Origin of the sequence: Pigmentiphaga litoralis, assembly GCF_048632615.1 — a bacterium.
Lineage (GTDB): Bacteria > Pseudomonadota > Gammaproteobacteria > Burkholderiales > Burkholderiaceae_B > Pigmentiphaga > Pigmentiphaga litoralis_B.
Map to the genome: position 1 here is coordinate 2,572,459 of NZ_CP184479.1, position 26,247 is coordinate 2,598,705.

General features: G+C 62.7%; 27 protein-coding genes. 10 read left to right on the forward strand and 17 right to left on the reverse strand.

From position 1 onward, the window contains the following. Positions 1–81 precede the first annotated feature (81 nt). The 3 genes from mdtI to ACNANG_RS11530 form a co-directional block, all read right to left on the reverse strand. Positions 82–414 carry a multidrug/spermidine efflux SMR transporter subunit MdtI gene (gene mdtI / locus ACNANG_RS11520; RefSeq protein WP_420227276.1) on the reverse strand — a complete coding sequence of 111 codons (333 nt, stop codon included), beginning with the start codon at positions 412–414 and terminating at the stop codon, positions 82–84. A 111-nt stretch (positions 415–525) separates the two neighbouring features. Further along, positions 526–897, reverse strand: a complete 372-nt coding sequence (locus tag ACNANG_RS11525; protein WP_420227277.1) for an SMR family transporter — start codon at positions 895–897, stop codon at positions 526–528. Positions 898–1,059: 162 nt separating this feature from the next. Next, the gene (locus tag ACNANG_RS11530) at positions 1,060–1,206 is read right to left on the reverse strand and encodes a hypothetical protein (protein WP_420227278.1); all 147 of its coding nucleotides are present in this window, start codon (positions 1,204–1,206) and stop codon (positions 1,060–1,062) included. Positions 1,207–1,645: 439 nt separating this feature from the next. On the opposite strand from ACNANG_RS11530, the gene ACNANG_RS11535 reads away from it, so the two are divergent. Next, positions 1,646–2,545: a LysR family transcriptional regulator gene (locus ACNANG_RS11535; protein WP_420227279.1), complete on the forward strand. Its 900-nt coding sequence runs from the start codon at positions 1,646–1,648 to the stop codon at positions 2,543–2,545. A 1-nt stretch (position 2,546) separates the two neighbouring features. Here the strand turns inward: ACNANG_RS11535 and ACNANG_RS11540 are convergent, their stop codons facing one another. Further along, on the reverse strand, positions 2,547–3,260 hold the full coding sequence (locus ACNANG_RS11540; protein WP_420227280.1) for a hypothetical protein: 714 nt from the start codon (positions 3,258–3,260) through the stop codon (positions 2,547–2,549). A 532-nt stretch (positions 3,261–3,792) separates the two neighbouring features. Here ACNANG_RS11540 and ACNANG_RS11545 point away from each other — a divergent pair. The 3 genes from ACNANG_RS11545 to ACNANG_RS11555 all read left to right on the forward strand — a co-directional run bounded on the left by ACNANG_RS11545 (position 3,793) and on the right by ACNANG_RS11555 (position 5,615). Next, on the forward strand, positions 3,793–4,623 hold the full coding sequence (locus tag ACNANG_RS11545; protein WP_420227281.1) for a GntR family transcriptional regulator: 831 nt from the start codon (positions 3,793–3,795) through the stop codon (positions 4,621–4,623). Positions 4,624–5,098: 475 nt separating this feature from the next. Continuing rightward, entirely contained in the window at positions 5,099–5,284 is a 186-nt protein-coding gene (locus ACNANG_RS11550; RefSeq protein ID WP_420227282.1) for a hypothetical protein, read from the forward strand. 121 nt (positions 5,285–5,405) lie between these two features. Beyond that, entirely contained in the window at positions 5,406–5,615 is a 210-nt protein-coding gene (locus ACNANG_RS11555) for a hypothetical protein (RefSeq protein WP_420227283.1), read from the forward strand. Positions 5,616–5,986: 371 nt separating this feature from the next. On the opposite strand, the gene ACNANG_RS11560 is transcribed toward ACNANG_RS11555, so the two are convergent. The 9 genes from ACNANG_RS11560 to ACNANG_RS11600 form a co-directional block, all read right to left on the reverse strand. Beyond that, positions 5,987–6,406: a F0F1 ATP synthase subunit epsilon gene (locus tag ACNANG_RS11560; protein WP_420227284.1), complete on the reverse strand. Its 420-nt coding sequence runs from the start codon at positions 6,404–6,406 to the stop codon at positions 5,987–5,989. Between the two features lie 32 nt (positions 6,407–6,438). Further along, positions 6,439–7,860 (reverse strand): F0F1 ATP synthase subunit beta, encoded by a 1,422-nt coding sequence (gene atpD / locus ACNANG_RS11565; RefSeq protein WP_420227285.1) that lies wholly within the window; start codon positions 7,858–7,860, stop codon positions 6,439–6,441. A 42-nt stretch (positions 7,861–7,902) separates the two neighbouring features. Further along, positions 7,903–8,781, reverse strand: coding sequence for a F0F1 ATP synthase subunit gamma (atpG, locus tag ACNANG_RS11570; protein WP_420227286.1), 879 nt, complete (start codon positions 8,779–8,781; stop codon positions 7,903–7,905). A 56-nt stretch (positions 8,782–8,837) separates the two neighbouring features. Beyond that, positions 8,838–10,379: a F0F1 ATP synthase subunit alpha gene (gene atpA / locus ACNANG_RS11575; RefSeq protein ID WP_420227287.1), complete on the reverse strand. Its 1,542-nt coding sequence runs from the start codon at positions 10,377–10,379 to the stop codon at positions 8,838–8,840. Positions 10,380–10,433: 54 nt separating this feature from the next. Continuing rightward, positions 10,434–10,973, reverse strand: a complete 540-nt coding sequence (locus ACNANG_RS11580) for a F0F1 ATP synthase subunit delta (RefSeq protein WP_420227288.1) — start codon at positions 10,971–10,973, stop codon at positions 10,434–10,436. Positions 10,974–11,057: 84 nt separating this feature from the next. After that, a complete protein-coding gene (locus tag ACNANG_RS11585; RefSeq protein WP_420227521.1) occupies positions 11,058–11,528 on the reverse strand; it encodes a F0F1 ATP synthase subunit B in 471 nt (156 codons plus the stop codon). Between the two features lie 86 nt (positions 11,529–11,614). Then, positions 11,615–11,857, reverse strand: coding sequence for a F0F1 ATP synthase subunit C (gene atpE, locus ACNANG_RS11590; RefSeq protein ID WP_124692009.1), 243 nt, complete (start codon positions 11,855–11,857; stop codon positions 11,615–11,617). A 112-nt stretch (positions 11,858–11,969) separates the two neighbouring features. Beyond that, entirely contained in the window at positions 11,970–12,836 is an 867-nt protein-coding gene (gene atpB, locus ACNANG_RS11595; RefSeq protein WP_420227289.1) for a F0F1 ATP synthase subunit A, read from the reverse strand. Between the two features lie 121 nt (positions 12,837–12,957). Next, on the reverse strand, positions 12,958–13,662 hold the full coding sequence (locus tag ACNANG_RS11600; protein ID WP_420227290.1) for an ATP synthase subunit I: 705 nt from the start codon (positions 13,660–13,662) through the stop codon (positions 12,958–12,960). Positions 13,663–14,122: 460 nt separating this feature from the next. Here ACNANG_RS11600 and ACNANG_RS11605 point away from each other — a divergent pair, with 460 nt between their 5' ends. The 3 genes from ACNANG_RS11605 (at position 14,123) to ACNANG_RS11615 (ending at position 17,325) form a co-directional block, all read left to right on the forward strand. Then, positions 14,123–15,079, forward strand: coding sequence for a LysR family transcriptional regulator (locus tag ACNANG_RS11605; protein WP_420227291.1), 957 nt, complete (start codon positions 14,123–14,125; stop codon positions 15,077–15,079). 256 nt (positions 15,080–15,335) lie between these two features. After that, entirely contained in the window at positions 15,336–16,310 is a 975-nt protein-coding gene (locus ACNANG_RS11610) for a Bug family tripartite tricarboxylate transporter substrate binding protein (protein WP_420227292.1), read from the forward strand. Between the two features lie 22 nt (positions 16,311–16,332). After that, positions 16,333–17,325, forward strand: coding sequence for an ABC transporter substrate-binding protein (locus ACNANG_RS11615; RefSeq protein WP_420227293.1), 993 nt, complete (start codon positions 16,333–16,335; stop codon positions 17,323–17,325). Between the two features lie 722 nt (positions 17,326–18,047). Here ACNANG_RS11615 and ACNANG_RS11620 read toward each other — a convergent pair. Both ACNANG_RS11620 and ACNANG_RS11625 read right to left on the reverse strand, forming a co-directional pair. Continuing rightward, the gene (locus ACNANG_RS11620) at positions 18,048–19,289 is read right to left on the reverse strand and encodes a zinc-dependent alcohol dehydrogenase (protein WP_420227294.1); all 1,242 of its coding nucleotides are present in this window, start codon (positions 19,287–19,289) and stop codon (positions 18,048–18,050) included. 2 nt (positions 19,290–19,291) lie between these two features. After that, positions 19,292–20,575 carry a Rieske 2Fe-2S domain-containing protein gene (locus tag ACNANG_RS11625; RefSeq protein WP_420227295.1) on the reverse strand — a complete coding sequence of 428 codons (1,284 nt, stop codon included), beginning with the start codon at positions 20,573–20,575 and terminating at the stop codon, positions 19,292–19,294. Positions 20,576–20,785: 210 nt separating this feature from the next. Here ACNANG_RS11625 and ACNANG_RS11630 point away from each other — a divergent pair, with 210 nt between their 5' ends. The 3 genes from ACNANG_RS11630 to ACNANG_RS11640 all read left to right on the forward strand — a co-directional run bounded on the left by ACNANG_RS11630 (position 20,786) and on the right by ACNANG_RS11640 (position 24,261). Then, on the forward strand, positions 20,786–21,772 hold the full coding sequence (locus ACNANG_RS11630) for a Bug family tripartite tricarboxylate transporter substrate binding protein (RefSeq protein ID WP_420227296.1): 987 nt from the start codon (positions 20,786–20,788) through the stop codon (positions 21,770–21,772). Positions 21,773–21,858: 86 nt separating this feature from the next. Continuing rightward, positions 21,859–22,647, forward strand: coding sequence for an IclR family transcriptional regulator (locus ACNANG_RS11635; protein WP_420227297.1), 789 nt, complete (start codon positions 21,859–21,861; stop codon positions 22,645–22,647). Positions 22,648–22,743: 96 nt separating this feature from the next. Further along, on the forward strand, positions 22,744–24,261 hold the full coding sequence (locus ACNANG_RS11640) for a GTP-binding protein (protein ID WP_420227298.1): 1,518 nt from the start codon (positions 22,744–22,746) through the stop codon (positions 24,259–24,261). A gap of 157 nt (positions 24,262–24,418) precedes the next feature. On the opposite strand, the gene ACNANG_RS11645 is transcribed toward ACNANG_RS11640, so the two are convergent. After that, positions 24,419–25,336 carry a ParB/RepB/Spo0J family partition protein gene (locus ACNANG_RS11645; protein WP_420227522.1) on the reverse strand — a complete coding sequence of 306 codons (918 nt, stop codon included), beginning with the start codon at positions 25,334–25,336 and terminating at the stop codon, positions 24,419–24,421. Between the two features lie 39 nt (positions 25,337–25,375). Continuing rightward, positions 25,376–26,236 (reverse strand): ParA family protein, encoded by an 861-nt coding sequence (locus ACNANG_RS11650; protein ID WP_420227299.1) that lies wholly within the window; start codon positions 26,234–26,236, stop codon positions 25,376–25,378. Positions 26,237–26,247 lie beyond the last annotated feature (11 nt).

Here is a 26,247-nt window from a genome sequence, read left to right on the forward strand (position 1 = left end):
CACGAGCCTGCGTTCTCTGCAAGCGTTACGACCTTCACGAGCCACCGCGTCTGACGGGCCGCTGCGTCCCGCCAGCGGCGCTCAGGCGAATTTCATCATCAACAGCCCGCCAACCAGCAGGGCGATGCCGGCCCAGCCAGCCAGCTGGATACGCTGCCCGAACATCCACCAGCCGACCAGCGCGGTCGCCAGAATGCCCAGGCCGCCCCAGGTGGCATAGGCCAGCGTCAGCGAAATGCCTTCCAGGGACAGGTATAGACAGCTGAACGCCGCAAGCACCAGCGCGATCGACAGCACGCCGTACGCGCGCCGCCGGAAGCCTTCGGACAGCTTCAGGAAAATATTGGCCGTTACCTCGAACACCACGGCGCACAGCAGCATGGCGCCGTGGAACCAGGTGTAGGTGTCAAGCATGGCTGGCGCTCCAGCCATGCGGCGCGCGGTCAGGCTGAACCGTCGGGACGCGCTGAACCGGGATGCACTGAACCGTCAGGACGCGCTGCGCTGCCGGGGCGAGCGTCGCTGTCACGGCCGGCTCGCCGCAGCCACGGTCAGGCTCCTGTCCGCTGCGCGGTCGCCCGCAATGCCGCGCTTGAGCAACACGATGCCGCCCAGCACCGCGGCGATGCCCAGCGCCTTGCCGACGCTCAGGCTTTCGTTGAACACCAGCAGGCTGATCAGCGCGATCGACACGATGCCGACACCTTCCCAGATGGCATACGCCACCCCCATGGGAACACGTTCGACGGCCAGCGACAGCGCGTAGTAGGACACGGCCAACAGCACGAACATGCCAAGCAGGCCGCCCGGGTGGCCGCTGGTGCTGCCCCATTTCATGAGGCTGGTGCCGGTGACTTCCGCCGCGATGGCGAGAAACAGAAAAAACCAATGACGCATGACGAACTCTCTTTCTAATTATGGGCAGTGCGGCCGGACCTCGAGGTCCGGCAAGGGACTGCAGCCGCGCAGTAGGCACGGCATGAAACACCCACGCGCGGTGCACACGCGCAGGCGCTGGCGCCGGACACCATGTCCGGCCTTCGCGGTTTTGACTGATTGTTACCCGTTCAGCAACAATATCCCGGCCATGGCGGCGTACGGCAACAGTACGATCGCCGCGGCGCACACACACTGGCGCAAGGTCGGCTTGAAGGCGGTAACGGGGGTGGATGCGGCGTGCATCACCGGGCTGTGGGCGGTGGTCATGATAGGTCTCCCGAAAGCACGCATAGCGCATTGAAGCAGCGCGCAGGCGTGCGGGACGTGGTTCTTCGAACAGAAGTCGTCGTACGGAACCAGGGCGTGCGACATCGAAGCGGGCCCACCTGGAAGCAGGCGGCTACCCTCCGATGCGAAGCACTAACGCTCGGGGGACGGCAGCAGTGATGGCAGCGAATGCAGGGCCAGGCGGATACGGGCAGGACGGCCATTGCGGGCGTCGGCACCAGCCAACCCGACGACGGAAGTCGTCAGTGAAGATCCGGCAAGCGCCGGCACTGTCTTGGCAGGGCGCCTTGCGCTCGCGCCGCAACTCAGCGGGCTGAACATGGGGTCGCTCCTTGTTTGAGGACGCAGTAATCGATGCGATAAGTATACGTAGCCATTGCTTGCATGCGGCGTCGCCATTGTTTGCTAGATTTGAACAATGGACAAACTGACTCCGATACGAGCATTCCTGGCGGTGGCCGACGCGGGCAGCTTTACCGGCGCAGCCCGCAAGATGGGCGTGTCACGCTCGGCCGTGACCGGCCATGTGCAGGAACTGGAACAGCACCTGGGCGTGCGACTGCTGAACCGGACCACGCGGCGCGTTTCACTGACCCGCGAAGGCGAACGGTACGCCGAACGCGCCGGCCTGTTGCTCCAAGGACTCGCCACCCTGGACGCCGAAATCCAGACCCGTAGCGGCCGCACGGAAGGCCATCTGCACGTCGAGATGTCGGAATCCGTCGCCAACGCCCGCGTGCTTCCGCGCCTGCCAGAATTCATCCGAGCCTACCCCGACGTGTCGTTGCGCATCTCGCTCAACGAAGGCGCGGTGGATCCCAGCGTGTCGGGCGCCGACATCGGGCTGCGGGTGGGCCTGCTGCGCGATTCGCCTTTGCGCTTCAAGCTGCTGGGCCGCGGCAACTACATCATGGCCGCCAGCCCGTCGTACCTGGCAATGGTGGATGCGCCCCGTCATCCGAACGAACTGCGCCGGCACCGGCTGATTGATTTCTGGGACGCCGAATCGGGCCGGCCCTTCGACTGGCAATTGGTCAAGGGCAAGCAGACCGTGACCTTTGCGGCCAAAGGCGACCTGACCGTCGACAACGCTCGCGCAGGCCTGACCTGCGCGCTGGCCGGCCTGGGCGTGTATGAAGACCTCGACTTCCTGCTGGCCCAGCCCCTGGCCGAAAAGCGCCTGGTACAAGTGCTGCCCGACTGGCGCCGCCCGGGCCCGCCCATCGCTGCGCTGTTCACCGCGCAGCGGCCCACGCCTCCGCACGTCAAGGCCTTCGTCGACTTCCTGGCGTCGGTGTTCGGCTCGTCGCGCAGCTAGCCTACCGGAACAGATCCGCGCCGATCTCGTGCTTGCGCATCAGCTCCCAGAAGGCGCGCCGGTTCTTGTTCGCCGCCTTGGCGGCCTGCGAAATATTGCCCTGGTGCAGCAGCAGCAATTCGTTGATGTACTGGCGCTCGAATTCGGTCACGATGCGCGCCTTGGCCGCGCGGAACGGCTCGCCCACTGCCGGGGACAGCAGGGTCTGGACCATCTGGTCTATCCTGGCGGCCGATAGGTTTGCCGGGTCGTCCGCCGAGTCGTTCAACACGGGCAAGGCCGAGCCGGCGGCGACACGCTGCGCCAGCCGGATCTTCAACTCTTCGGTGCATACCGGGTGCCGCAGGAAGTCGACCATGCCCAGCGCCAGCAGGTCCTGCAGGCCAGCGGCTTTCAGGTCCCGCGAGATTCCGATCAGGGGCGTGTCGATGACTTCGCGCGCGTTGGCCAGCGCCAGCCGGGTCCAAGCCAGCGTGTCCAGCGCGATCGGCAGCAGGCACACGTCGTAGCGTTTGAGCTGCAGCGCCGCCTTGCGCAGCACGTCGGCCGACCATCCAGTGTCGCGCGCAGGGCCCGGTGGCCACGCCGTGCCATCCAGCCCCAGCGGATGCAGCTTGAGCCGCCCGTTGGGCAGGGCATCGGGGGCCAGCAAGGGGTCCACCCAGTGTTTGTGCGCCGGCACCATCAGCACCGCGCAATCGATCGATGCTCTCATCGCGTTCTCCTGCCTGTCCAAAACCCCAGACTAGGCACGAACGAAACCCCTCTCAATCAGAGATGAGCACAAAGGGGCCGGCACGTAAGCGGCATTGGGATCGGACCCTTGCCGGCGCGGCCTCTGGCGCAAAACGGTGCGTTCTGTACTGGTTCCGCCACGACTGTATGGCACGCACCGACATAACGCCAGCCATTACGGCGCGTACCATCGCACGCCATCCCTCGCGCGACAAGCTCCGACGCCAAGCGGCGTGCACGACACGTACAGATCGTGCAATGTGCCGCACGTGTCGTCCTCGGTTTCGGTGGGCGCGCGCCACTTGCATCCACTCTCTCGCCCGCTGTTGACCTGTCGATTACGGATGGATGTTTTTGTCCATGGTGACAAGCAACTAGACGCTGCAATCCCCGCACAATAGGGCGCATGACAGCCGCCCTGCGCCTTGCCGCCCGACTACTGACAGACCTGCATGAACGACAGGCGGAACCGGGTCTCCCCTGCCTGCCCGGCAACTGGCTGAACAGTGGGGGTGTCCCGTTCGCCCGTCAACGCGGCGCTGGCACTGCTGCATGCCAGGGGACTGATTTCGCACGCATGCGGCAAGGGATATACGGTGGGGCCAGTGTTCGCACGCGATCCGGCGTCCGGCACTGCCCGCGACGCTGAGGCTCACCTTTCCCATCTGCTCAGTCGGCTGGACCCCTCGGGCGTAGGCACGCCGCTGTCCCTGACCGACCTGTGCCACGCGATTGCGGACGACCGGCGGGCTGGCCTGCTGCCCGATATGTTCACCGAAGCCCAGCTCCAGTCCCGCTACCAGCTGTCCCGCGGCCGTCTGGCCGTCCTGCTCGGCCAGCTGGCGCACGACGGCTGGGCCGATCGCCAGGCCGGGCAAGGCTGGACCTTTTCACCATTGCTGACCTCGCCGGACGCTTTGCTGCAGGCCAGCCGCAGCCGGATGGTGCTCGAGCCCGCCGCGCTCAAGGAGCCGGGCTACTGTCTGGCGCCGGACGCACTCGCACGATGCCGGGAAGCCGAACGACGCATCCTTGGCGGTACCGCGACGAGCCTGCACGCCCGCGGCGTCCGCTTCCATCAAACCCTTGCCGCCGGCTCCAACAATCGCTTCCTGGTCGACGCGCTGAACCGCATCCACCGTCTGCGCACCGCCCTGCCCCATGGCGCCATTCAGGACCCGGCCCGCGTCCATGAGCAGGCCGGGGAACACCTGGTCATTCTGGACGCCGTGGCCCGCGGCCGCACCAGACATGCGGCCACCCTTCTGCACCGCCATCTGCGCGCCGCTCACGCGGATCTGGAGCAGGCCCTGGCATTGAACCGTCTGCGGAAACCTGTCTGAATCTTTGGATGGAGACCGCCGGCCATCGCGAAGACCGCACGCCGATTGCCCAGAACGCACGCCGATTGCGCAGACCGCGCGCCCATGCGCAGATCGACGGGCCAGGACAATCATGCCGCGGCACAAGAACGCACGCTCGCTTCCACGCGATCAACGGTTGACACGATTCCTGGCAGTCCGCAGACTTTGATCGGTCATTCGACGTAATCGACTTTCCGACACAATCGGCGACCGACGTGATTCGGCGACTGACGTGATTCGGCGACTGACGTGATTCGGCGACTGACGTGAGTCGGCGACTGACGTGATCGGCGTCCGACGTGATCGTCGTCCGACGCGATCGACCTTCCGACGTTGCCGACCTTCCGACGTTGCCGACCTTCCGACGTTGCCGACCTTCCGACGTTACCGACCTTCCGACGTGATCGACCTTCCGACGTGATCGGGGTCCGACCAGAACAATCAGGAAACCACCATGTTCCAGATGCCCATCGTCGACCTCATCAAGGAAGGCGAACAACTCAGTGCCACCGGCAAGCGTGTCAGCGTGCTGTGGCAGGCTCCTGAGTCACTCGTGTTCGTGGCGCGCGGCCGTGAATACCGCAGCGAATTCCACATCAATCCCAGCGACGAAATGATGTACATGATCAAGGGGAGATGAACCTGCACTACCGCACCGCCGACGGCAAGGAAGAAATCGCCGTGCTGAAAGAAGGCGCCGTCATCTATACGCCGGCCGGCATTCCGCACTCCCCCGCTTCCCGCCCGATGCCTATCTGCTGGTGCAGGAACGCGCGCGGCGGAAAGGCGAGGTCGACCGCTTCCAGTGGTTCTGCCAGACGTGCGATCACCCCCTGCACGAAGAAAGCTTTACGGTGGCCGACTACAACGCCGACCCCGTGTCCAAGGCCTACCGTAATTTCTTTGAGAGCGAAGCATTCCGCACATGCAAGGCTTGCGGTACGGTCATGCCCGCGCCCGAGTCCACCTGACCCGAGGCCACTTGAACAAAGGCTGCCTGACCTGCGTCCTCCTGACCTGCGACCACCCGACCTGCGTTACCTGACCTGAATTACCTGACCTGGGTCCACCCGACCTGAGTCACCTGACCTGAATTATCTGACCGGAGGGCACCAGACCTGAGTCGCCTGACCCGGCTGGCGCGCCACACACCGCGCAGCCCCCGACCCAGCCCCTATCCACCGTAGTGCGCCGCCCTGCCACACGTGTGCAGGACCAAAAAAACGGCCGCCTCGAGGTGTTTCCACCCCAAGACGACCGTCTTTCCTCCCACGCCGCCGACTGCCGGGTACCAGATACCAGATACCAGTCGCCCGGCGCGGGCCTTCAGTTACTACGCAGATCAGTTGCGATTGCCACGCAGCTTGCGGATCGCCGCCAGCTGAGCTGCCAGCATGGCCAGTTCGGCTTCGACCACGGCGATCTCGGCCTTGTCCTTGGCGTTGCGCAGGGCGTCTTCCGCCTGCGCACGCGCCTTGGTCGCTTTCGCTTCGTCCAGCTCGCCGCTGCGGATGGCCGTATCGGCAAGCACCGTCACGACGCCCGGTTGAATCTCGAGCAGACCGCCAGCCACGAAGATGTCTTCTTCGGTGCCATCGGTGCGCGAAATCCGCACGGTTCCCGGACGGATGCGCGAGATCAGCGGCGTGTGGCCGGGCAGAATCCCGAGCTCGCCCGCTTCACCGGGCAGCGAGACGAACTTCGCCTCGCCCGAGAAGATCGAGGCTTCCGCACTGACCACGTCAACATGTAAAGTTGCCATAAGATCCCTTCAGAGAGGTGCCGAAAAAATCCTTATTGGATCTTCTTGGCTTTCTCGAACGCTTCGTCGATCGTGCCGACCATGTAGAACGCCTGTTCGGGCAGTGCATCGCACTCGCCGTCGACGATCATCTTGAAACCACGGATGGTTTCCTTCAGTGGCACGTACTTGCCAGGCGCGCCGGTGAACACTTCGGCCACGTGGAAAGGCTGCGACAGGAAACGCTGGATCTTCCGCGCGCGGGACACGGCCTGCTTGTCTTCCGGCGACAGTTCGTCCATGCCCAGAATCGCGATAATGTCGCGCAATTCCTTGTAGCGCTGCAGCGTCGACTGCACGCCACGGGCCACCTGGTAATGCTCGTCGCCCACGACTTGCGGGTCGAGCTGACGGCTGGTGGAGTCGAGCGGATCGACGGCGGGGTAGATACCCAGCGCGGCGATGTCACGCGACAGCACGACGGTCGAGTCCAAGTGCTGGAAGGTCGTTGCAGGCGACGGGTCGGTCAAGTCATCCGCAGGGACGTACACGGCCTGGATCGACGTGATCGAACCGTTCTTGGTCGACGTGATGCGCTCTTGCAGCTTGCCCATTTCTTCGGCCAGCGTCGGCTGATAGCCCACGGCGGAAGGCATACGGCCCAGCAGTGCCGACACTTCGGTACCGGCCAGCGTGTAGCGATAGATGTTGTCGACGAAGAACAGGATGTCGCGGCCTTCGTCACGGAACTTCTCGGCCATCGTCAGGCCCGACAGCGCGACGCGCAGACGGTTGCCCGGGGGCTCGTTCATCTGACCGAACACCATCGCCACCTTCGATTCCTGGATGTTCTCCAGGTTGATGACGCCGGCTTCCGCCATTTCGTGATAGAAGTCGTTGCCTTCACGGGTACGTTCACCCACGCCGGCAAACACCGACAGACCCGCGTGCTGCTTGGCGATGTTGTTGATCAGCTCAAGCATGTTCACGGTCTTGCCCACGCCGGCGCCGCCGAACAGGCCAACCTTGCCGCCCTTCGCGAACGGGCAGACCAGGTCGATCACCTTGATGCCGGTTTCGAGCAGTTCGACCGACGGCGACAGATCGTCGAATGCCGGTGCGTCCTGGTGAATGGCGCGACGCTCGTCGGTCGCGATCGGACCGGCTTCGTCGATCGGACGGCCGAGGACGTCCATGATGCGGCCCAGCGTCGCGAGGCCGACCGGCACGGAGATCGGTGCGCCGTTGGCGGCAACCGACATGCCACGACGGAGACCGTCGGACGAACCCATGGCGATCGTGCGAACGATACCGTCGCCGAGCTGTTGTTGCACTTCGAAGGTCAGGCCTTTTTCCGCAAACGACTGGCTGTCGTCGGCGAGGGTCAGGGCTTCATAGACCTTGGGCATGCTGTCGCGGGGGAACTGAATGTCCACCACGGCACCGATGCACTGAACGATGGTTCCGTTGCTCATATCGATTCCTCGATTGCTGTTTCCAGGAGTGTTCGCGTCGGCTTAAACGGCCGCCGCGCCACCCACGATTTCCGAAATTTCTTTGGTAATGGCTGCCTGACGGGTCTTGTTGTAGACCAGTTGCAGGTCGCCGATCACCTTCTTGGCGTTGTCCGATGCAGCCTTCATTGCCACCATCCGCGCCGACTGCTCGGACGCCATGTTTTCGGCAACGGCCTGGAACACCAGGGCTTCGACGTAGCGCAGCAGGAGTTCATCGATGACCGACTGTGCGTCCGGTTCATAGATGTAATCCCACGAGTAGGCCCGCTTTTCGGCCTCGCTCTGTTCGAAGCGGTCCGCCGACAAAGGCAGCAACTGCTCGATGACCGGTTCCTGCCGCATGGTGTTGATGAAGCGGTTGTACGCGATGTACACCACATCCACCTTGCCCTCGGCATACGCGTCGAGCTGCACCTTGATCGCGCCGATCAGGCGTTCCAGATTGGGCGCATCGCCCAGCTGGACCACTTGCGACACGACGTTGGCATTCACCCGGGTCAGCAGGTTCGCACCCTTGTTGCCGATGGCAGTGGTTTGCGGCTTGATGCCCTTGGCCTGGAACTCTTTCAAGCGTGCAAGCACCGCGCGCAGCACGTTGGTGTTCAACGCGCCGCACAGTCCCTTGTCGGTCGTGACGACGATCAGGCCGGCGGCCTTGTGGTCATCGCGACGGGCAAGAAACGGGTGCTCGTAATCGGGGTTGGCCTGAGCCATGTGCGCAGCAATGTTGCGCACCTTGTCGGCGTATGGGCGAGCCGCGCGCATCCGGTCCTGCGCCTTGCGCATCTTGGACGCGGCGACCATTTCCATCGCCTTCGTGATCTTGCGCGTGTTTTGCACGCTCTTGATCTTGGTACGGATTTCCTTGATTCCGGGCATGTGTCTTCCCCTGTCAGTGATTAGGGACGCAAGCTATGCGCCCCAAGAATCCCGCTTCAGAAGGCTCCGTTTTTCTTGAAATCCTTGACGGCGTCGTGCATCGCTGCGTCGTCGTCCTTGGAGATTTCCTTGGTGTCTTCAATGCGGCCCACCAGCGCGGCGTACTTCGACTTCAGGTAGTCCTTCAGGCCCTTTTCGAAGGCCAGGACGTCCTTCACTTCGACGTCGTCGATGTAGCCGTTGTTGGCGGCGAACAGCGAGACAGCCAGTTCCCACACCTGCAGCGGCTGGTACTGGGGCTGCTTGAGCAGTTCCACCACGCGGCGGCCACGTTCCAGCTGGCGGCGGGTCGAATCGTCCAGGTCCGAAGCGAACTGCGCGAACGCAGCCAGTTCACGGTACTGGGCCAGGTCGGTACGGATACCACCGGCCAGCTTCTTGATGACCTTGGTCTGCGCGGCGCCACCGACTCGCGACACCGAGATACCGGCGTTGATAGCGGGACGGATACCAGCGTTGAACAGGTCCGATTCCAGGAAAATCTGGCCGTCGGTGATCGAGATCACGTTGGTCGGGACGAAAGCGGACACGTCGCCGGCTTGCGTTTCGATGATCGGCAGGGCGGTCAGCGAACCGGTCTTGCCGGTCACGGCGCCGTTGGTGAACTTCTCGACGTACTCTTCGTTCACGCGAGCCGAACGCTCCAGCAGACGCGAGTGCAGGTAGAACACGTCGCCCGGGTAGGCTTCACGGCCTGGCGGACGGCGCAGCAGCAGCGAGATCTGGCGATACGCCCAGGCTTGCTTGGTCAGGTCGTCATAGATGATCAGCGCGTCTTCGCCGCGATCGCGGAAGTATTCGCCCATCGTGCAACCCGAGTACGCCGAGATGTACTGCATCGCGGCCGAGTCGGATGCCGTGGCGGCCACGACGATGGTGTATTCCAGCGCGCCGTGCTCTTCGAGCTTGCGGACCACGTTGTTGATCGTCGATGCCTTCTGGCCGATGGCGACGTACACGCAGGTAACGCCCTTGCCCTTCTGGCTGATGATCGTGTCGATGGCGACCGCGGTCTTGCCGGTCTGACGGTCACCAATGATCAGCTCGCGCTGGCCGCGGCCGACCGGCACCATCGCGTCGATAGCCTTCACGCCCGACTGCAGCGGCTGCGACACCGACTTACGTGCGATCACGCCCGGCGCAACCTTTTCGATCACGTCGGTCATCTTTGCGTTGACCGGACCCTTGCCGTCGATCGGCGCGCCCAGCGCGTTGACCACACGGCCCTTCAGTTCCGGACCAACCGGCACTTCCAGAATGCGGCCCGTCGTCTTGACGATGTCGCCTTCGGAGATGTGCGTGTATTCACCCAAAATCACGGCACCGACGGAATCGCGCTCGAGGTTGAGCGCCAGACCGAACGTGTTGTTCGGGAATTCGAGCATTTCGCCCTGCATCACGTCGGACAGGCCGTGAACGCGGGTAATACCATCGGTCACGGAAACGACCGTGCCCTGGGTGCGGATGTCAGCCGAATTGCTCAGGCCCTGGATACGGCTCTTGAGCAGTTCGCTGATCTCGGACGGGTTGAGTTGCATATTGACTCCTGGAATCCTTTCTCTCGGTGCGGTTCAGTTGAACGCAGCGACCGACTATGCGACTAGGGCGTCGCGCATACGATCAAGCTGCGCACGCACGGACGTATCGAGCACCTGATCACCCACTGCCACGCGCACACCGCCAATCAACGATGCATCGACGCTAACCACGGGTTTGATTTTCACGCCAAATTTCTTTTCCAGCCCGGCAACCAATTCGGCCACCTGAGCGTCGGCCAGCGGAAACGCGCTGACGATTTCGGCATCGGCTTCGCCCTGGTGGCGGTTCTTGAGCCACAGGAACTCGGATGCGATTTCCGGCAACAACAGCAGACGACCGTTCTCGACCAGCAGCGCAAGGAAATTGCGTGCATCGATCGACAGGGGCGTCTTCAAGGTCGACGCAAACAATTCGACGCGTTGCGCGCTGTCGAATTTCGGATCGGCGACGGCGCTGCGCACGTCGGGGTGCGACGCGGCCTGCGCCATCTCGGCGACCAGTTCGGCCCAAGCGGTCAAGCCTGCGCTATCTGCACGGGCGACGCCGAACAGCGCTTCAGCGTAGGGCCGGGCGATGGTGGACAGTTCAGCCATGTTGGCTCTCGATGCCTGATACGGTTAGCGAGGTGATTCGCAAACGCGAGGCGCACGCCATGGCGTGCGTCCGCGCGGGTTCTTTTAAAGCTGCGCCTTGAGCCGGCCGAGCATCTCGGCATGCGTCTGGGCGTTCACTTCGCGCTTGAGGATTTCCTCGGCGCCTTTGATTGCCAGTGCGGCCACCGCATCGCGGAGGCTGTCGCGGGCACGTTGCGCTTCTTGCTGCGCATCCTGCTTCGCTTGTTCCAGGATCCGGGCGCGTTCGAGTTCGGCGTCCTTCCTGGCTTGTTCGATCAGTGCAGCAGCCTGCTTTTCGGCTTGAGCCAGACGGGTCTGGTTCTCGGCCTTCGCGGACGCTTCCACCTGGCCTACGCGGGCCTGGGCCTGCGCGAGATCAGCCTTGCCTTTCTCGGCGGCGGCGAGGCCTTCCGCAATCTTCAACTGACGCTCTTCGATGGCTTTCATCAACGGCGGCCATACGAATTTCATCGTAAAGAGGGCCAGGACGAAAAACACCAGCGTCTGGAAGATCAGTGTCGCGTTCAGATTCACGGTATTTCCCTCTTCGGAAAAGAACATCATCCCTGGTGCAGGCGACTAGGCCTGGCACCACGGAGCGGTCATGTCGAAGTTGAGGCTTAGCCGACGAACGGGTTGGCGAACGCGAACAGCATGGCGATACCCACGCCGATCAGGAATGCCGCGTCGATCAGACCAGCCAGCAGGAACAGCTTGGTTTGCAGCGGGTTCATCAGTTCAGGCTGACGAGCCGATGCTTCGATGTACTTGCCACCGACGATCGCGATACCCAAGCATGCGCCAATGGCACCCAGACCGATGATCAAACCGCAAGCGAGAGCGACGAAAGCGACGTTGGTCATGACAACTCCTTGATATGAATCAGAGACCGAAAGATTAAAAAATAACGAAAGACAACACGAACTGCTTTACTGAATCAGCAAGGCCGGAACACGCACCCCGCCGACGATTCCTTTAGTGCCCTTCGTGAGCCTGGCCGATGTACACCAGCGTCAGCATCATGAAGATAAAGGCTTGCAACAGCACGATCAGGATGTGGAAGATCGCCCAGACCGAACCTGCCAACAGATGGCCGACGCCCAGGACGACGCTTTGTGCGTTCCATCCGGCCCAGGCACCGCCCAGGAGTGCGATCAGCATGAAAATCAATTCGCCGGCAAACATATTGCCGAACAGCCGCATGCCCAGGGACACGGTCTTGGCTGCGTATTCGATCAGGTTCAGCAGGAAGTTCGCGGGGGCCAGGATGATGGCGCCGATACCGTGGCCGTGGAAGGGCGCGGTGAACAGTTCCTTGACGAAGCCGCCCGGGGTCTTGATCTTCAGGCCGTAATACAGCATCAGCAGCAGCACGCCGAACGACATGCCGATGGTGGCGTTCAGGTCGGCGGTCGGGACGATACGGTGATAGTGGATCACGTCAGCCAAGCCCAGCGCACCGAAAATGTAGTGCGGCAGGTCGACCGGCAGCAGGTCCAGCGTGTTCATCAGGATGATCCAGAGGAACACGGTCAGGGCCAGCGGCGCGACGAAGCGGCGCGACACTTCGTTGTGCACGATGTTCTTGGCCTGTTCATCGACCATCTCGACCAGCATTTCGATGGCGGCCTGCATCTTGCCGGGCACGCCCGACACGGCGCGGCGCGCGCCAAGCCACATCACGAGGCAGGCGAGCACGCCCATCGAGATGGACCAGAACAAGGTGTCGTAATTGACGATGGAAAAATCGGCAATGACGCTTTGTTTGTGACCGGTGCTGTTCAAGTGTCCAAGGTGATGGACGATGTACTCGGATGCGGTCGGCGCTGCGGTGGAAGCCATGATGGGGTTTCGATCCTACGACCAGATTTACGAAAATACGGTGCTTGTCTTGAACCTGGCGGGAAATACCAGGTCAGTACTGCATAGGGTGGTACTGCAAAGGGTGGTGCAACGATGACGTTCAGGCGCCTTGCGGATCCTTGCGTCCAGAGTCCTTGCGTCCAGAGTCTTTACGTCCAAACGCCAGGGCAAGCCACTGGCTTTTCAGCGCGAAGATCAGCCCCGCCAGGAACGCAGGCCAGACGAGCACTTCATGACCCACGCTGGCGACCGCGACGATCAGCAGCCCCGCAAATGCGATCTTGAAGAACTCACCCAGGAAAAACGTTACGGGATTGGCCCCACCCGGCTTGTTAACACTCACGATAAGCCTGAATGCGAACAAGGCGTTGGGGATGGCATAGACTGCCGCGCCGATCAGGGCCGAAACCCCCGCGCCGGCACCTGCGACCACCAGGGCGACCAGCGCCACGGCGATGCTGACCGCCATCTGCACGGCAACCGCGTTGAACAGCCCCCGGATGGCCGCCTTTCGCTGCGCTGCGCGCTCCGATTCGGTAAACCGGACCGGTTCAATGGCATCGGGACCAGGGCCCGATGCAGGATTTCCTGCAGCCGGGCTTCGTGCCGACGCCTTATTGCTTGCCAAACGTGCGTTTGCCGACTCTTCGTCTTTCCAGGATGGTGGCCAGCGCGCATCCACTTCGTCCGGACCGAAATACCTGGATTGAACCTTGGGTTGATCCGCCGCGATTCGGCCAGTCCCCCCACATTCACCCTGCGTATGTTCCGGTCGGGCGGCTTCTGCTGATTTGGTCTGATCCATCCCGTCCCCCGCGGCCCCTGCCCTCTGGTACCTACCTCCCGGTATCTACCTTCCTTCCCGTACCTGCTTTCGAGCACGTACCTGTCGGCAAGCCACGCAACATCCGCTGTCGATCAACCTTGCTGCTCAAGGTCCGGGGATTCGCGCTGCAAGCAACGTGCTATCAGCGGCAATTCCGCACCAGACCGGCGCTAAAGTCGACTTCCATCGGTGTCCACAAGGCACCAGGCAAGGGCATTGGAGTGCCCCCTAGCCAACTACATTTACTTCGGCAAACCCAAAGAGTATAGCGGGAACTTGTTCAGCGATCAAACCAAGTTCTTAAAAGTCGTTGATAATCAACCAACTGCACGGATCTTGTTGAGTAAGACCGCAATAACCACGCAGCGTGTGTGGCGCCCACCTGACAATTGGCTGAGTGGCCGACATGATGCCCTAAAGTTGTTCATCGGAGTTGACTGTGGAGTTTCGCCAGATCCAATACTTCATCTGTCTGTTCGAAGAAGGATCGGTTACCCGGGCCGCCCGGCGCGTCCACGTCGTCCAGCCGGCGCTCAGCGTCCAGATCGCCAAACTTGAAGAAGAACTTGGCCAGCCGCTGTTCACCCGCAGTCCGCGCGGCATGGAGCCGACCGACGCCGCCCACCGCATGTACCAGCTCTATCTGCCCCTGATGCGCGACTTTGCCCACGCACGGGAACAGATGCTGTGCCGCGACGGCGAGATCACCGGGCAGGTCACGATCGGAATGATCACCTCGCTGGCCGAAGGGGTATTGTCCGAAACACTCACGGAATTCGCCCGCATGTATCCCAAGGTCCGGGTCAGCGTGTCGAACGGGCGTCTGCTGGAATGGGTATCGACGGGCCAGATCGATGCGGCGATCGTCGACATGCCGCGCCAGCCCCTTACCTTGAACGTCGAAGCGATCGGCGACGAAGACATGGTGTTGATGGGCCCGCCCGATGGCACCCCGGCATGGTCGCCCATCGCGTTCGTCGACCTGGCGGCCCTGCCCCTGGTTACGACCACGCGCCAGCACGTGCTGCGACGGATCCTGGACGACTACGCCCAATCCCTCAAGCTCACGATCACTCCAGCAGTGGAAGTCGATTCCATTATCACGACCGTCAAGCTGATTGCCGCGACCGGCATGTATGCGGTCCTGCCGCGCAGCGCGGCCAGCAATCGGCTGGCCGACCGCGCAGTTCACGTACGACGCATCGTCGACCCCACCCCTGTACGGCAGATCGGCTGCGTCACCCATCCCCGCCGCCCGATCAACACCGCCACGTCGCTCTTCATCGAAATGCTGGCCAGCCATATGAGGGCTCGTCCCTCGGCGGGCGAACCGCCGCCGGGCGACCCTAGTAATGACCCGGACATCACCGATCGCTATACCGCCGATCATAATTAATCATGACCGAATAGTGCTCCGCGCGGCCTTCGCGGCGGGCGAATCGACTTAGAATTTCCTGGACCGCTACGTAGAGAGCGCCATCCCCCGGGCCGTGCCGGCCGGGTCATGAGACATGCCGCGTTCGCGCGGCCCCCCGTACACCGTTGCCCTTATCGGCGCCGTCTGGCCGAGGCGTCCTGCCGTCCGCATCCTGGCCGGGCAGGCCCCGTGCCCGGCACCATGAGGGAGCGCTTCAAACGCGATGGAGACCGCAATGAAGACCCTGCTTTCCACTCTATTCATCGCTGCCGCCTTGGCGGGCAGCGCCGCCCCAAGCTGGGCGGCCGACGCCTACCCGTCCAAACCCGTGCGGGTGATCGTTCCAGTCACTGCCGGCGGCGGCGTCGACACGCTGGCCCGGCTCATGGCGCAACACCTGCGCACCGAACTGGGCGGCGAACCGTTCATCGTCGAGAACAAGCCGGGCGCTGGCGGCAACATCGGCCTGGACCTGCTGGCCAAGTCGGCGCCCGACGGATACACCCTGGCGGTCGTGCCCAACACCATGACCATCAATCACACGCTGATGGCCAGGCTGCCGTTCGACACCATCAAGAGCTTTGCCCCGGTCGGCCAGATCGCCACGTCCACCTCGATCATCGGATCGCGCGCCGGCCTGCCGCCCAAGACGCTGCAGGAACTGGTGGCCTACGCCAAATCGCGTCCGGGCACCCTGACCTTTGCCGGCTGCGATACGGGCTCGATCCTGCATCTGTCGGGCGAGATGTTCAAGCAGCAGGCCGGCGTCGACATCACGCACGTGCCCTACAAGGGTTGCGCCGACTCGATTCCCAACGTGCTGGGCGGACAGGTGGACCTGATCTTCATCACCCTGTCGAACGTGGCCAACTACATCCCACAAGGCCGCGTGCAGGCCTACGCCGTTGCCAGCAGCAAACGATCGCGTTTCGCGCCCGACATTCCGACCGCGGCTGAACTGGGCTACCCCGGCGTGGCCGTGGACATCTGGTACGGCATGCTGGCGCCCGCGGGCACCCCCGCCGACATCGTTGCAAGACTCAACAAGGCACTGAATACCGTGCTGGCCAGATCCGACGTGCAGGCGTCCATGGCCACCGCCTACCTGGAACCCGCCGGTGGCACGGCCGAACAGTTCGGCTCGCTGATCAAGACCGACATCGACCGGTACGGCGCTGTCATCAAGAAGGCCGGCATCAAGATCGACTGATCCATTTTCTAAAGGAATTCGCATGGCGAAGCTCAAACTGTCTTTTGGTTGCTGGAACTACGACCGCACACGCGCGCTGCTGGACGGCACGGTGCAGCCTGACGGCATCGACCTGAACTACCTGAACATGCCGGTGGAGGAGACCTTCTTCCGCATGCTGCGCAATCAGGAATTCGACGTGGCGGAAATGTCGCTATCGTCCTATTCGGTGTCCTTGTTCAGGGAAGACCAGCCCTTCATCGCGATCCCGGTTTTCCCGTCACGGTTTTTCCGTCACTCGTGCATCTTCGTGAATGCCGACGCCGGCATCAAGGAACCGAAGGACCTGATCGGCAAACGCATTGGCGTTCCCGAATACCAGATGACCGCGCCGGTATGGATCCGCGGCATCCTGAGCGACCATTACGACGTGCCGGTCGATAGCGTGACCTATTACTCGGGCGGCGAAGAAACCCCGGGCCGCGATGAGAAGCTGAAGCTCTCGCTGCCGCCCAACATCAAGGTCGAACCGATTGGCCCGACGCAGACTTTGTCGCAGATGCTGCTGGACGGCGAGATCGACGCCCTGCACACCGCGCGCATGCCATCCTCGTTCCTGAACGGCAAGGGCAAGGTGCAGCGTCTGTTCCCGAATTTCATGGAGGTCGAGCGCGACTATTACCGCAAGACGAAGATCTTCCCGATCATGCACACGCTGGTGATCCGCCGCAAACTGTATGAAGAGAACCGGTGGATCGCGCAGTCGCTGTTCAAGGCGTTCGAACAGGCGCAGAAGATCGCGTATGAGGATTTGCGCGAGACGGCGGCGCTGAAGACGATGATGCCGTGGCTGCTGGCGGATATGGAGAATGTGATCCGCGAGATGGGGGAGGATTATTGGCCGTATGGGCTGGAGCGCAATCGGGAGACGTTGCAGACGTTTTTGCGCTATCACCACGAGCAGGGGCTGTCGAAGCGGTTGCTGAAGCCTGAGGAGTTGTTTGCGCCTGAGACGTTTGAGGCGTTCAAGATTTGAGGTTTTGGTTCTTGGCTCTGGCTGGGGTTCTTGCTTCTAGCTGAGGTTCTTGCCTGGGCTTCTGTTGAGGGCTTGTTGTTGCCTCCAGCTGGGGTTCTTGCCTGGGGCGGCGGCGAGGCTTTGTTCTTGCTTCGGGCTGGGGTTCTTGCGGGGCGGGTGTGGAGAGTTCGGTTGAAAGGCCGAGCTCGCTACCCCGGCCTACGCCGGGGCTTCACGCTTAGCAAAGCCTTCCAACCGAACTCTCCACACCCACCCTTGCGATGGAGTGACTCTTTGCGTTTCGGGGTTTGGTGATTGCGTGCGTGCGTTGCTTGGCGAGGTAGCTTTGCCCCATCGCTTTGTGGGATAGCTTCTTCGATTGCCCTCTCGAATCGATGCGGTCCGTGTTCGCTAGAGGTGTGCCCTACTCGCGCGCAACACGCAATGCAAAAACCGATGTCGCCAAACGCAGCAGCATCTCGCGACAAGGCGAAACCACAACATCGCCAAAAAACAACCAGAAGTCCGAACCAGAATTCTTCCGAGGCCTTGAGGCGTGCGGGGGCGGTCGGGTGGCAAGGCTTTGCCAAGCGTGAAGCCCCGGCGAAGGCCGGGGTAGCGAGCTCGGCCTTACCACCCGACCGCCCCCGCGCGCCAACAGCAACTCTTAAGAACCAACTACAAATCTAAAGAACGAAAAACCCCATCCGACCAAGCTCAATATTGAGCAAAGACCACCAGCATCAAACCCAAGGATCGATCGTCATATGCACCGGTCCTTCCACCCCGTCCCCCACCAGACTCCGCAACGCCAGATCCGTATCCGCCAGCCCGAACGTATGCGTACTCATCTCCGTCACCCGATGCCGATCCCCCGCAATCAGTTGCAACGCCAACTCCACCGACTCATAGCTATGCCCCCGCATGCCCTTCACCGTCAAGAACCGCGCGATGATGATGTCGCTATCGAACTCCGGTAGCTTGCGCCGCTTCTGCCCGCCCAGAATCACCCGCCCCCGCTTACGCGCCAGCTGCATCGCCGTCGTCACCGACTCCGTGCCGCCCGCCGCGCAATCGATCACCAGATCCGCCATCGACCCGCCCGTCAGATCGGCCACCGTCTGCAACAGATCCTGCTCGCCGATATCGATCGTGTGATGCGCCCCCAAGCGCCGAGCCAACGCAAGGCGCGCGCGGTCGGTCTCGGTGGACAGGCCGGTCACGATGATCATCTGCGCCCCCGCCTCGCGCGCCGCCACCACGCACGACAAGCCCTGCTGACCTGGCCCCTGGATTACCACCGTCTGACCGGGCCCGGCGCCGCCATGCAGATACGTCCACTCGATCCCGTTGGCCAGCGGCAATGCCAGCGCCGCATGACGTGGCGACACGCCCGACGGCACGCGGTGGAACACGGTGTTCAGGTGCAGGTGCTGATACTGCGCGAAGCCGCCCCATAACCCGGGCGCCGTCTTCAGACCTGTCGCCCCATATCGCAGGCCGCCCAGCCGCCAATCCGTTGCGTCGCACAACCGGAACTCACCACTGCGGCAGAACTCGCAATGGCCGCAGGGAAGGTACTCTTCCAGGGCCACCAGGTCGCCTTCCTCCACGCCCCACTTGGCGCGCGCCACCGAGCCCAGCCGGTCGATGTGGCCGACGGTTTCATGGCCCAGGATCAAGGGCCCGCGGCTGGCCGGAAGTTGTTGGTAATAAGGCCAGTCGCTGCCGCACACGCCTGTGATCGCGATCTTGAGCAGGCCGCTGGTCTCGGTCTCGGGCGGGGCAGAGAATTCGCGGAGCACGATGCGATTGGCCGAACCCGTGGCGCCCGCCGGCGCCGACGCAGCGCTCGAAGGTGATGACGCGGCGGACGACGCTGCAGAGGTGGACGCTGCGGTTGCGGAAGCTGCGGCTGCGGACCCCGCAGCCACGTACGGCTGCGCCCCCGGTTCGGCCACCGCCGCCAGAAAGGATGCGCTCATGATCAGACCGACGCGTGGCCGCGGTCGGGCTGTACGCGCAAGGCGTCCTTGGCGGCAACGCGGAAGTCTTCATCACGCCCGATCACCACGGCCGCCGATCGTACGTGGTGGGCTTCAGGCCGAAGGGCGGGCGGCTCGATGCCTTCCTGCATTTCCTTGATCACGCGCATCAGGCGGCGGCGCATCATCACGATGCCGTTGTCGGTGGAGGTCAGGAATTCGCGCGTGCGGTCCTGGATCGGTCCCATGCTTTCCTGCAAGGACGCGTCCTGCATGCCGATGCCCTCCACACCACTATAGGTGCGGCCTTCGCGCTGGGCCTGGCGGTCGATCAAATAGTTGTTGGCTTTGTTCTGCAGGGGAATGAAGGTGCCTGGCACGTACTTCACGTGAATGCCCTTGCCGTCGCGCATGGCTTGGACTTCGTGTTCCGTCAGGTCGCGGCGCGCGTGGTAATCGAAGCTCCAGGTCCAGCAATGCTCGTCGTCGATCGGCACCCAGAAGTGACCATGGATGGGGTGATCGCCCCGCGGCGGCACCATCGTGAAGTACGGCACGATCCACGGCGTCACGCGCCAGTAGTAGGAGTCGGGGCCAGCGTTGCGGCGCACGCCCACAAAAAGGCCGTCGTCACTGTCCACGACTTCGAACACCGGCCGCATGTCTTGCAGGTTGTACTGATTGCCCGCCGCGCCTTTGAACAAAGGATCGCTGTTCAGGCTGTCGCGATGCAGCCAGGACACATGACTGGAATCGATGCCACCTTCCAATGCCTGCAGCCAGTTGCTTTCCTGAATGCGTTTGGACGTGAAGCGCTGGGAACTCGGCACCATCGCGAATTCGAATTCGGGCAGCGGCGGTTGCATCTCGGGCGGGCCCATATAGGTCCACAAGATGTCGCCGCGTTCAACCAGCGGATAAGCCTTCAGTTTGATGCGATCGCACAGCTTGCTGCCTTCGGGCTCGGACGGCACTTCCACGCACTGGCCGTCGGTCCGGTATTTCCAGCCGTGATACGGGCAGCGGATGCCGCCCGGCTCGTGGCGGCCGAACCACAGCGACACACCGCGATGCGCACAGAACTCGTCCATCAGGCCGTAGTTCCCGTCAGTGTCGCGGATGGCGATCATGCGTTCCGACAGCAGCTGCACCCGCACCGGCTCACAGCCGGGTTCCGGCAGCTCTTCCTTCAACAACACGGGCAGCCAATAGCGGCGGAACAGGTCGCCCATGGGCGTGCCGGGACCGGTTTGCGTGAGCAGGTCGTTCTGTTCTTTTTTCAACATGGGGTGTCTCCTCGACTTCCTGAATGCGCTTGCTTCAATTGCTTGCGTTCCGTATATAAGAACGTTGTTCCTTATTAAGAAACGACGTTATCATTGCTTTTCGACATCTGTCAAACACAACGCGGATGTGATCTGGAGCACGCACAACGAACTCGCATCACGCGCCAGCCGGCCTCAGAGCCGGCCACGCGACAACATCAGGAGACATGCATGAACCAACATCGACGGGCGTTCGCACGCCTGCTGCTCAGCACCGCCGCGCTTGCGGCCACCACCGGTATGGCCTGTGCGCAGACCGCCGCCTGGCCCACCAAACCCGTCCGCGTCATCGTTCCGTACGCCCCCGGCGGCAGCTCGGACACCCTGGGCCGCGTCATCGCCAAACACCTGTCCGACGTCTTCAAACAAACCTTCGTGGTGGAAAACCGCGGTGGCGCCGGCGGCATCATCGGATCGCAACTGGTGGCGCGCGCCGAACCCGACGGCTACACGCTCGTCGTCTCGGGCATCGGCTCGCACGTGGTCGCGCCGGTCGACAATCCGAATGCCTATGACCCCATCAAAGACTTCACCCACATCGCCATCCTGGGCGGTCCCCCGGCCGTGCTGGCCGTCAATGCCACGCTGCCGATCAAGGACCTGGCAGGCTTCATCGTCTATGCCAAGTCGCGCCCCGAAGGGCTCAGCTGGGGATCGCCCGGCCAGGGCACGCACGCCGCACTGATCGGCGAAGCCTTCCGCGCCGAGACCGGTTTGAACCTGGTGCAGATCAGCTACAAGGGCGCCAATCCCGCCGTGGCCGACGTGGCCGCGAACCAGGTGCCGGCCGCCTTCACGACCCTGACCACCGCTGCCGGCAACATCCGCTCAGGCCGGCTGCGCGCCATTGCCGTCACGTCATCCAAACGCATTGCCGAGTTTCCCGACGTGCCCACCTTTGCAGAACTGGGCTATCCGCGCTTGGTGGGCACCACCTGGTTTTCGCTGTCCGGTCCCGCGGGCATGAACCCGGCCTTGGTCGACAAGCTGAACGCCGAAGTCCGGCGCGGTCTCAAGACGCCAGCCGCCGTGCAGGAACTGGCCACGCAGAACATGGAAACCTTCGACTGGGATGTCCCCACCTTCAATCAGTATGTGAAGAAGGAAATCGAGCACTGGACGCCGTACGTGAAGGAAGCGGCTGTCGCCAAGAAGTGATCGTGGCAGGCGGTGGCCGGACGGCGGCCTTTTGTGCCGCCAGGGTGATGCAGGTATAAAGAGGGCCTTCTCCGGAACCGCCATCCATGACTTCACCTGATCAGATCGAAACCCCAGAAGGACGTTTGTCATCGGTCACCTCCGCCATCCGCCTGCTCAAGACCTTTTCGGAAGACGAGGTCGAGATCGGCATCAGCACTCTGGCCAAACGCCTTGGCGTGGCCAAAAGCACGGTGCACCGGCTTGCCTCGACGCTAACGGCGGAAGGCCTGCTGGAACAGAATCCCGACAGCGGACGCTACCGCCTGGGCCTTGGCCTGTTCGCGCTGGGCGCGCTCGTGCGGCGCCGCATGGACGTGCCCAACCTGGCGTTGCCGCATCTGCACACCCTGCGCGAAAAGACGGGCGAAACCGTGCATCTGGCCACCTTGGATCACAGCAGCATCATGTATCTGTTCAACCTGGAAAGCCTGCAGGCGATCCGCATGAACAGCTACATTGGCGCACGCAAGCCCGCGTTCTGCACCAGCGAAGGACGCGCCCTGCTTGCCTATCAGCCGGTCGACGTGATCGGACGCATCCTGAAGGAACCCCTGATCGCGCGCACCCCGAATACCACGACGGATCCGGTCGAACTGCGCAAGACGCTCGACGCCGTCCGCCGAAATGGCTTCGCGGTGGACGATGAGGAAAGCGAACTGGGCATGCGCGGCATTGCCGCGCCGATCCGCGATCTGGGCGGCAATGTCATCGCGGCGATTGGCGTCGCCGGCCCCATCCAGCGTCTGTCGAAAAAGACGCTGCGCAGCTTCGTGCCGGCGTTGCTGGAGGCCACAGAGGCGGTGTCGCAAAGGCTGGGGCATACCGCATCGTGATGGGGGCGGCGGCGCAGGCGGCCCGTTTTTTGCAGCGTCACGCATCTCGGCGCTCCCTCTTGCGCAACCCTATCCAGGCCTTGTGGCTTCGTGACCATGACCATCGCCCGCATTCCCGTCTATCTTGTCACCGGCTTTCTGGGCAGCGGCAAGACCACCCTCCTCTGCCGCTGGCTGCGCAGCGCCGCACTGAAAGACGCCGCTGTCATCGTCAATGAGATCGGCGAGGTCGGCTATGACGATCAGATCATCGCGGCAGCCAGCGACACGCCCTCCCTTATCGCGAACGCCTGTGTGTGCTGTACCGGCTTGCCGGGGCTGGAAGAAGCGCTGGAATCCCTGTTCTGGGCGCGCCTGCAACGGCGCATGTTTGCGTTTCCTTCGGTCGTGATCGAGACGACCGGACTGGCCGATCCCGGCCCGGTCATCGCTGCCTTTGAACAGGTCACGCTGCTGCGCGAGCGCTATCAGCTGGCGGGTGTCATCACCACCTTGAGCGCGACGGCCGCCGACACCGTGCTGACCCGCCACGCCGAAGCCAGGTCGCAAATCGCCCATGCGCAGGCGCTGGTGATCACCAAGACCGACCTTGCGGAGACGGCCGACGTGGATGCGCTGAGCGCCCGGCTGCATGGACTGAACGCGGCAGCGGCGCAGATGCGATCCGCGGCAGGTGACCTGGAATGGGCAACCGTTGAAGGTGCGTTGAAGCAGGCGCAAGAGGGAGTTGTGGGTGCGGGGACGGGTGCGGGTTCGGGTGCGGGTTCGGGTGTGGGTAATGGTGCGGGTGCCGGTGTGGGTGTTGGTTCGGGTGCTGGTGTAGGTACTGATGTGGGTGCTGGTGCAGGCGCTGGTGTGGGTGCTGGTGCGGGTGCGGTCAAGGTCATGAAGAGCAATGACGGCTCTTTCGAAACGCTCAAATTTGATCACGATCAATCTTTGACATCCGCGAATATTGATCACATGCAATTTCGATCAGACGAGAATTTTGAGCGCGGGGTGCAGCAACATCCGCAGACGGAGGCATCCGACCGTGCCGGCCGCAATGACGCTGAGGATTGCCTTCCAGCCAAGCATCACGACACCGATCAGGACGCCCAAAGCGATGATGCTGTCCGCGACTACCGAGGCGACGCTCAAGATCATCAAACGCCCGGTCACGGGCACTCCACGTCCGGTCAGAATCACAACGTGTCCAATTACGACACCGACGTGTCCGATCAAGATCACGACGTCTCCAATCGCGATCATGCCGCCCCTGCTCACGTCCCGAGCCATCCCCACGACCACACACACGACCACACACACGACCACCCTCACGACGCCATCACGACCTTCGTCGTCATGTCGGAACCTCTGGCGCACGACGACTTGCTCGGACGCCTGCAGGCCTTGACCGACGATTTCGGCCCGGCTTTGCTACGCGTCAAAGGCTGGGTGCAACTCGACGACGGTAGTGACGCGTCGGTTCAGTTGTCGGTTGGAAAACGCGGGATGGAGGCACAGGTGCGAATCCAGCCTTTGTCCACGATTTCGGGACGGCGGCGTGGATTGACCGTTATTTCACGTGGATCCGCGGCCCGTGCAGGTCTGATCCTGTCGATGCCGACGTAAACGTGCATCCGGCTCGAATCGTTCGAACTGCTGGCTGGCTCACCGGCATGCCATTGGCGTAACGGGTCTGCAAATCTTGAGCGCCCATAGAAAAAGGCGGCAGCGCCGCCTTTTTCAAATATCCAGGGTACCGGGCCGCATTACTGCCCGATTCCCATCAGCTGCCTTCCAGCACGTCGCCAAAACCCTGCTTTTCCAGCAACGACGACAAATGCTCCCACCCGTGGAAGTCGATCACGATCTGGCCCTTGTCTTTAGCGCCGATCTTGAACACCACCTGGGTACCGAGCCGGTCCGACAACGCTTCTTCCAGACGGGTCACGTCGCGGGATTTGGCGGACGATTTCTTGCCGCCTGCCTTCTGCTGTGACACTTCCTGGGTCTGTGCCACCAGCTTTTCAGCCTCTCGCACCGACAGGCGCTTGGCTACGATCTCCGTCGCCAATTGAATCTGCGTTGCCGCGTCGACCGACAGCAGCGCGCGTGCATGTCCCATGTCCAGATCGCCGGCCAGCAGCATGGTCTGCACCGGCGCCGCCAGGTTCAACAGGCGCAGCAGATTGCTGGTTGCCGACCGCGACCGGCCGATCGCCTGCGCCGCCACTTCATGCGTCATCCCAAATTCGTCGATCAGACGGTGCACCCCCTGCGCTTCCTCAAGCGGATTCAGGTCCTCGCGCTGAATGTTCTCGATCAACGCCATTACGGCAGCATTTTCGTCCGTCACTTCCCGGACCAGCACCGGCACCTCGGTCAGGCCGGCCAACTGCGCCGCACGAAAGCGCCGTTCGCCGGCAATGATCTCGTACTTGCCCTGCCCTAACGCACGCACCAGGATAGGCTGCATGATCCCCTGGGTGCGAATGGACTCGGCCAGTTCGGCCAGTGCGCCCTCGTCCATGCGTGACCGCGGCTGGTATTGGCCGGCCTGCATCTGGGCTATCGGCAGCACCGCGGGTGGGCCACTGGCCACCGCCTCGCTGCCCCGCTTGCCCAGGCCACTCACGGCAGGCGCGTCGGCGCCAAGCAAGGCGTCGAGTCCACGGCCAAGGCCTTTGGGTTTCTTGATGGTCACTTTTTTGAGTCCTGCTTTCGTTTCCATGGATGCTCCGGACTACAGCGTCTTCACGCGCTCGATCATTTCGGCGCCGAACGCAAGGTAGGCCTGAGCCCCTTTGGAATTCGGATCAAAAACCACACCCGGCATGCCATAACTTGGCGCCTCGGCAAGACGGACGTTCCGCGGAATCACCGCAGCGAACACCTTGTCTCCAAAGTGGCTTTCCAGTTGTGCGGACACCTGCTGCTGAAGCGTGATGCGCGGGTCGAACATGACTCGCAGCAGACCGATCACGCGCAGGTCGGGATTTAGATTCGCATGTACTCGCTTGATGGTATTGACCAGATCGGACAGGCCTTCCAGGGCAAAGTACTCGCATTGCATAGGGATGATGACCCCGTGCGCGGCGGTCAGTCCATTCAGCGTCAACAACGACAACGTAGGCGGGCAGTCGATCAGAACGAAGTCATAGCGGTCCGCCACGGTGGCGATCGCATGCTTCAACTGCTGTTCACGGTCATCCAGACCGACCAGGTCGATCTCGGCCCCCGCCAGTTCGCGGTTGGAGGGCAGGACGTCGTACCCTCCGGCCTCCGACGGCACCGCTGCGGTGGCGATGGTCGCCTCGCCAATCAGGACCTGATAGAGCGTGGCGGCCAGTTGACGCTTGTCGATGCCACTGCCCATGGTCGCGTTGCCCTGCGGGTCGAGATCGATCAGCAGTACCCGCTGGCCATGCGACGCCAGCCCCGCCGCCAGGTTGACAGCCGTCGTGGTCTTGCCCACCCCGCCCTTCTGATTGGCGATGCAAAACACCCGGGCAGTTGCGCGGGCGCTCTTTGCGTTGAGCGGCTCGACCCCGGTGATTGCATCGAGACTGACGGGGCTTTCGCCGTCCGTTACCGGACTGGGCATGCTGGAATCTG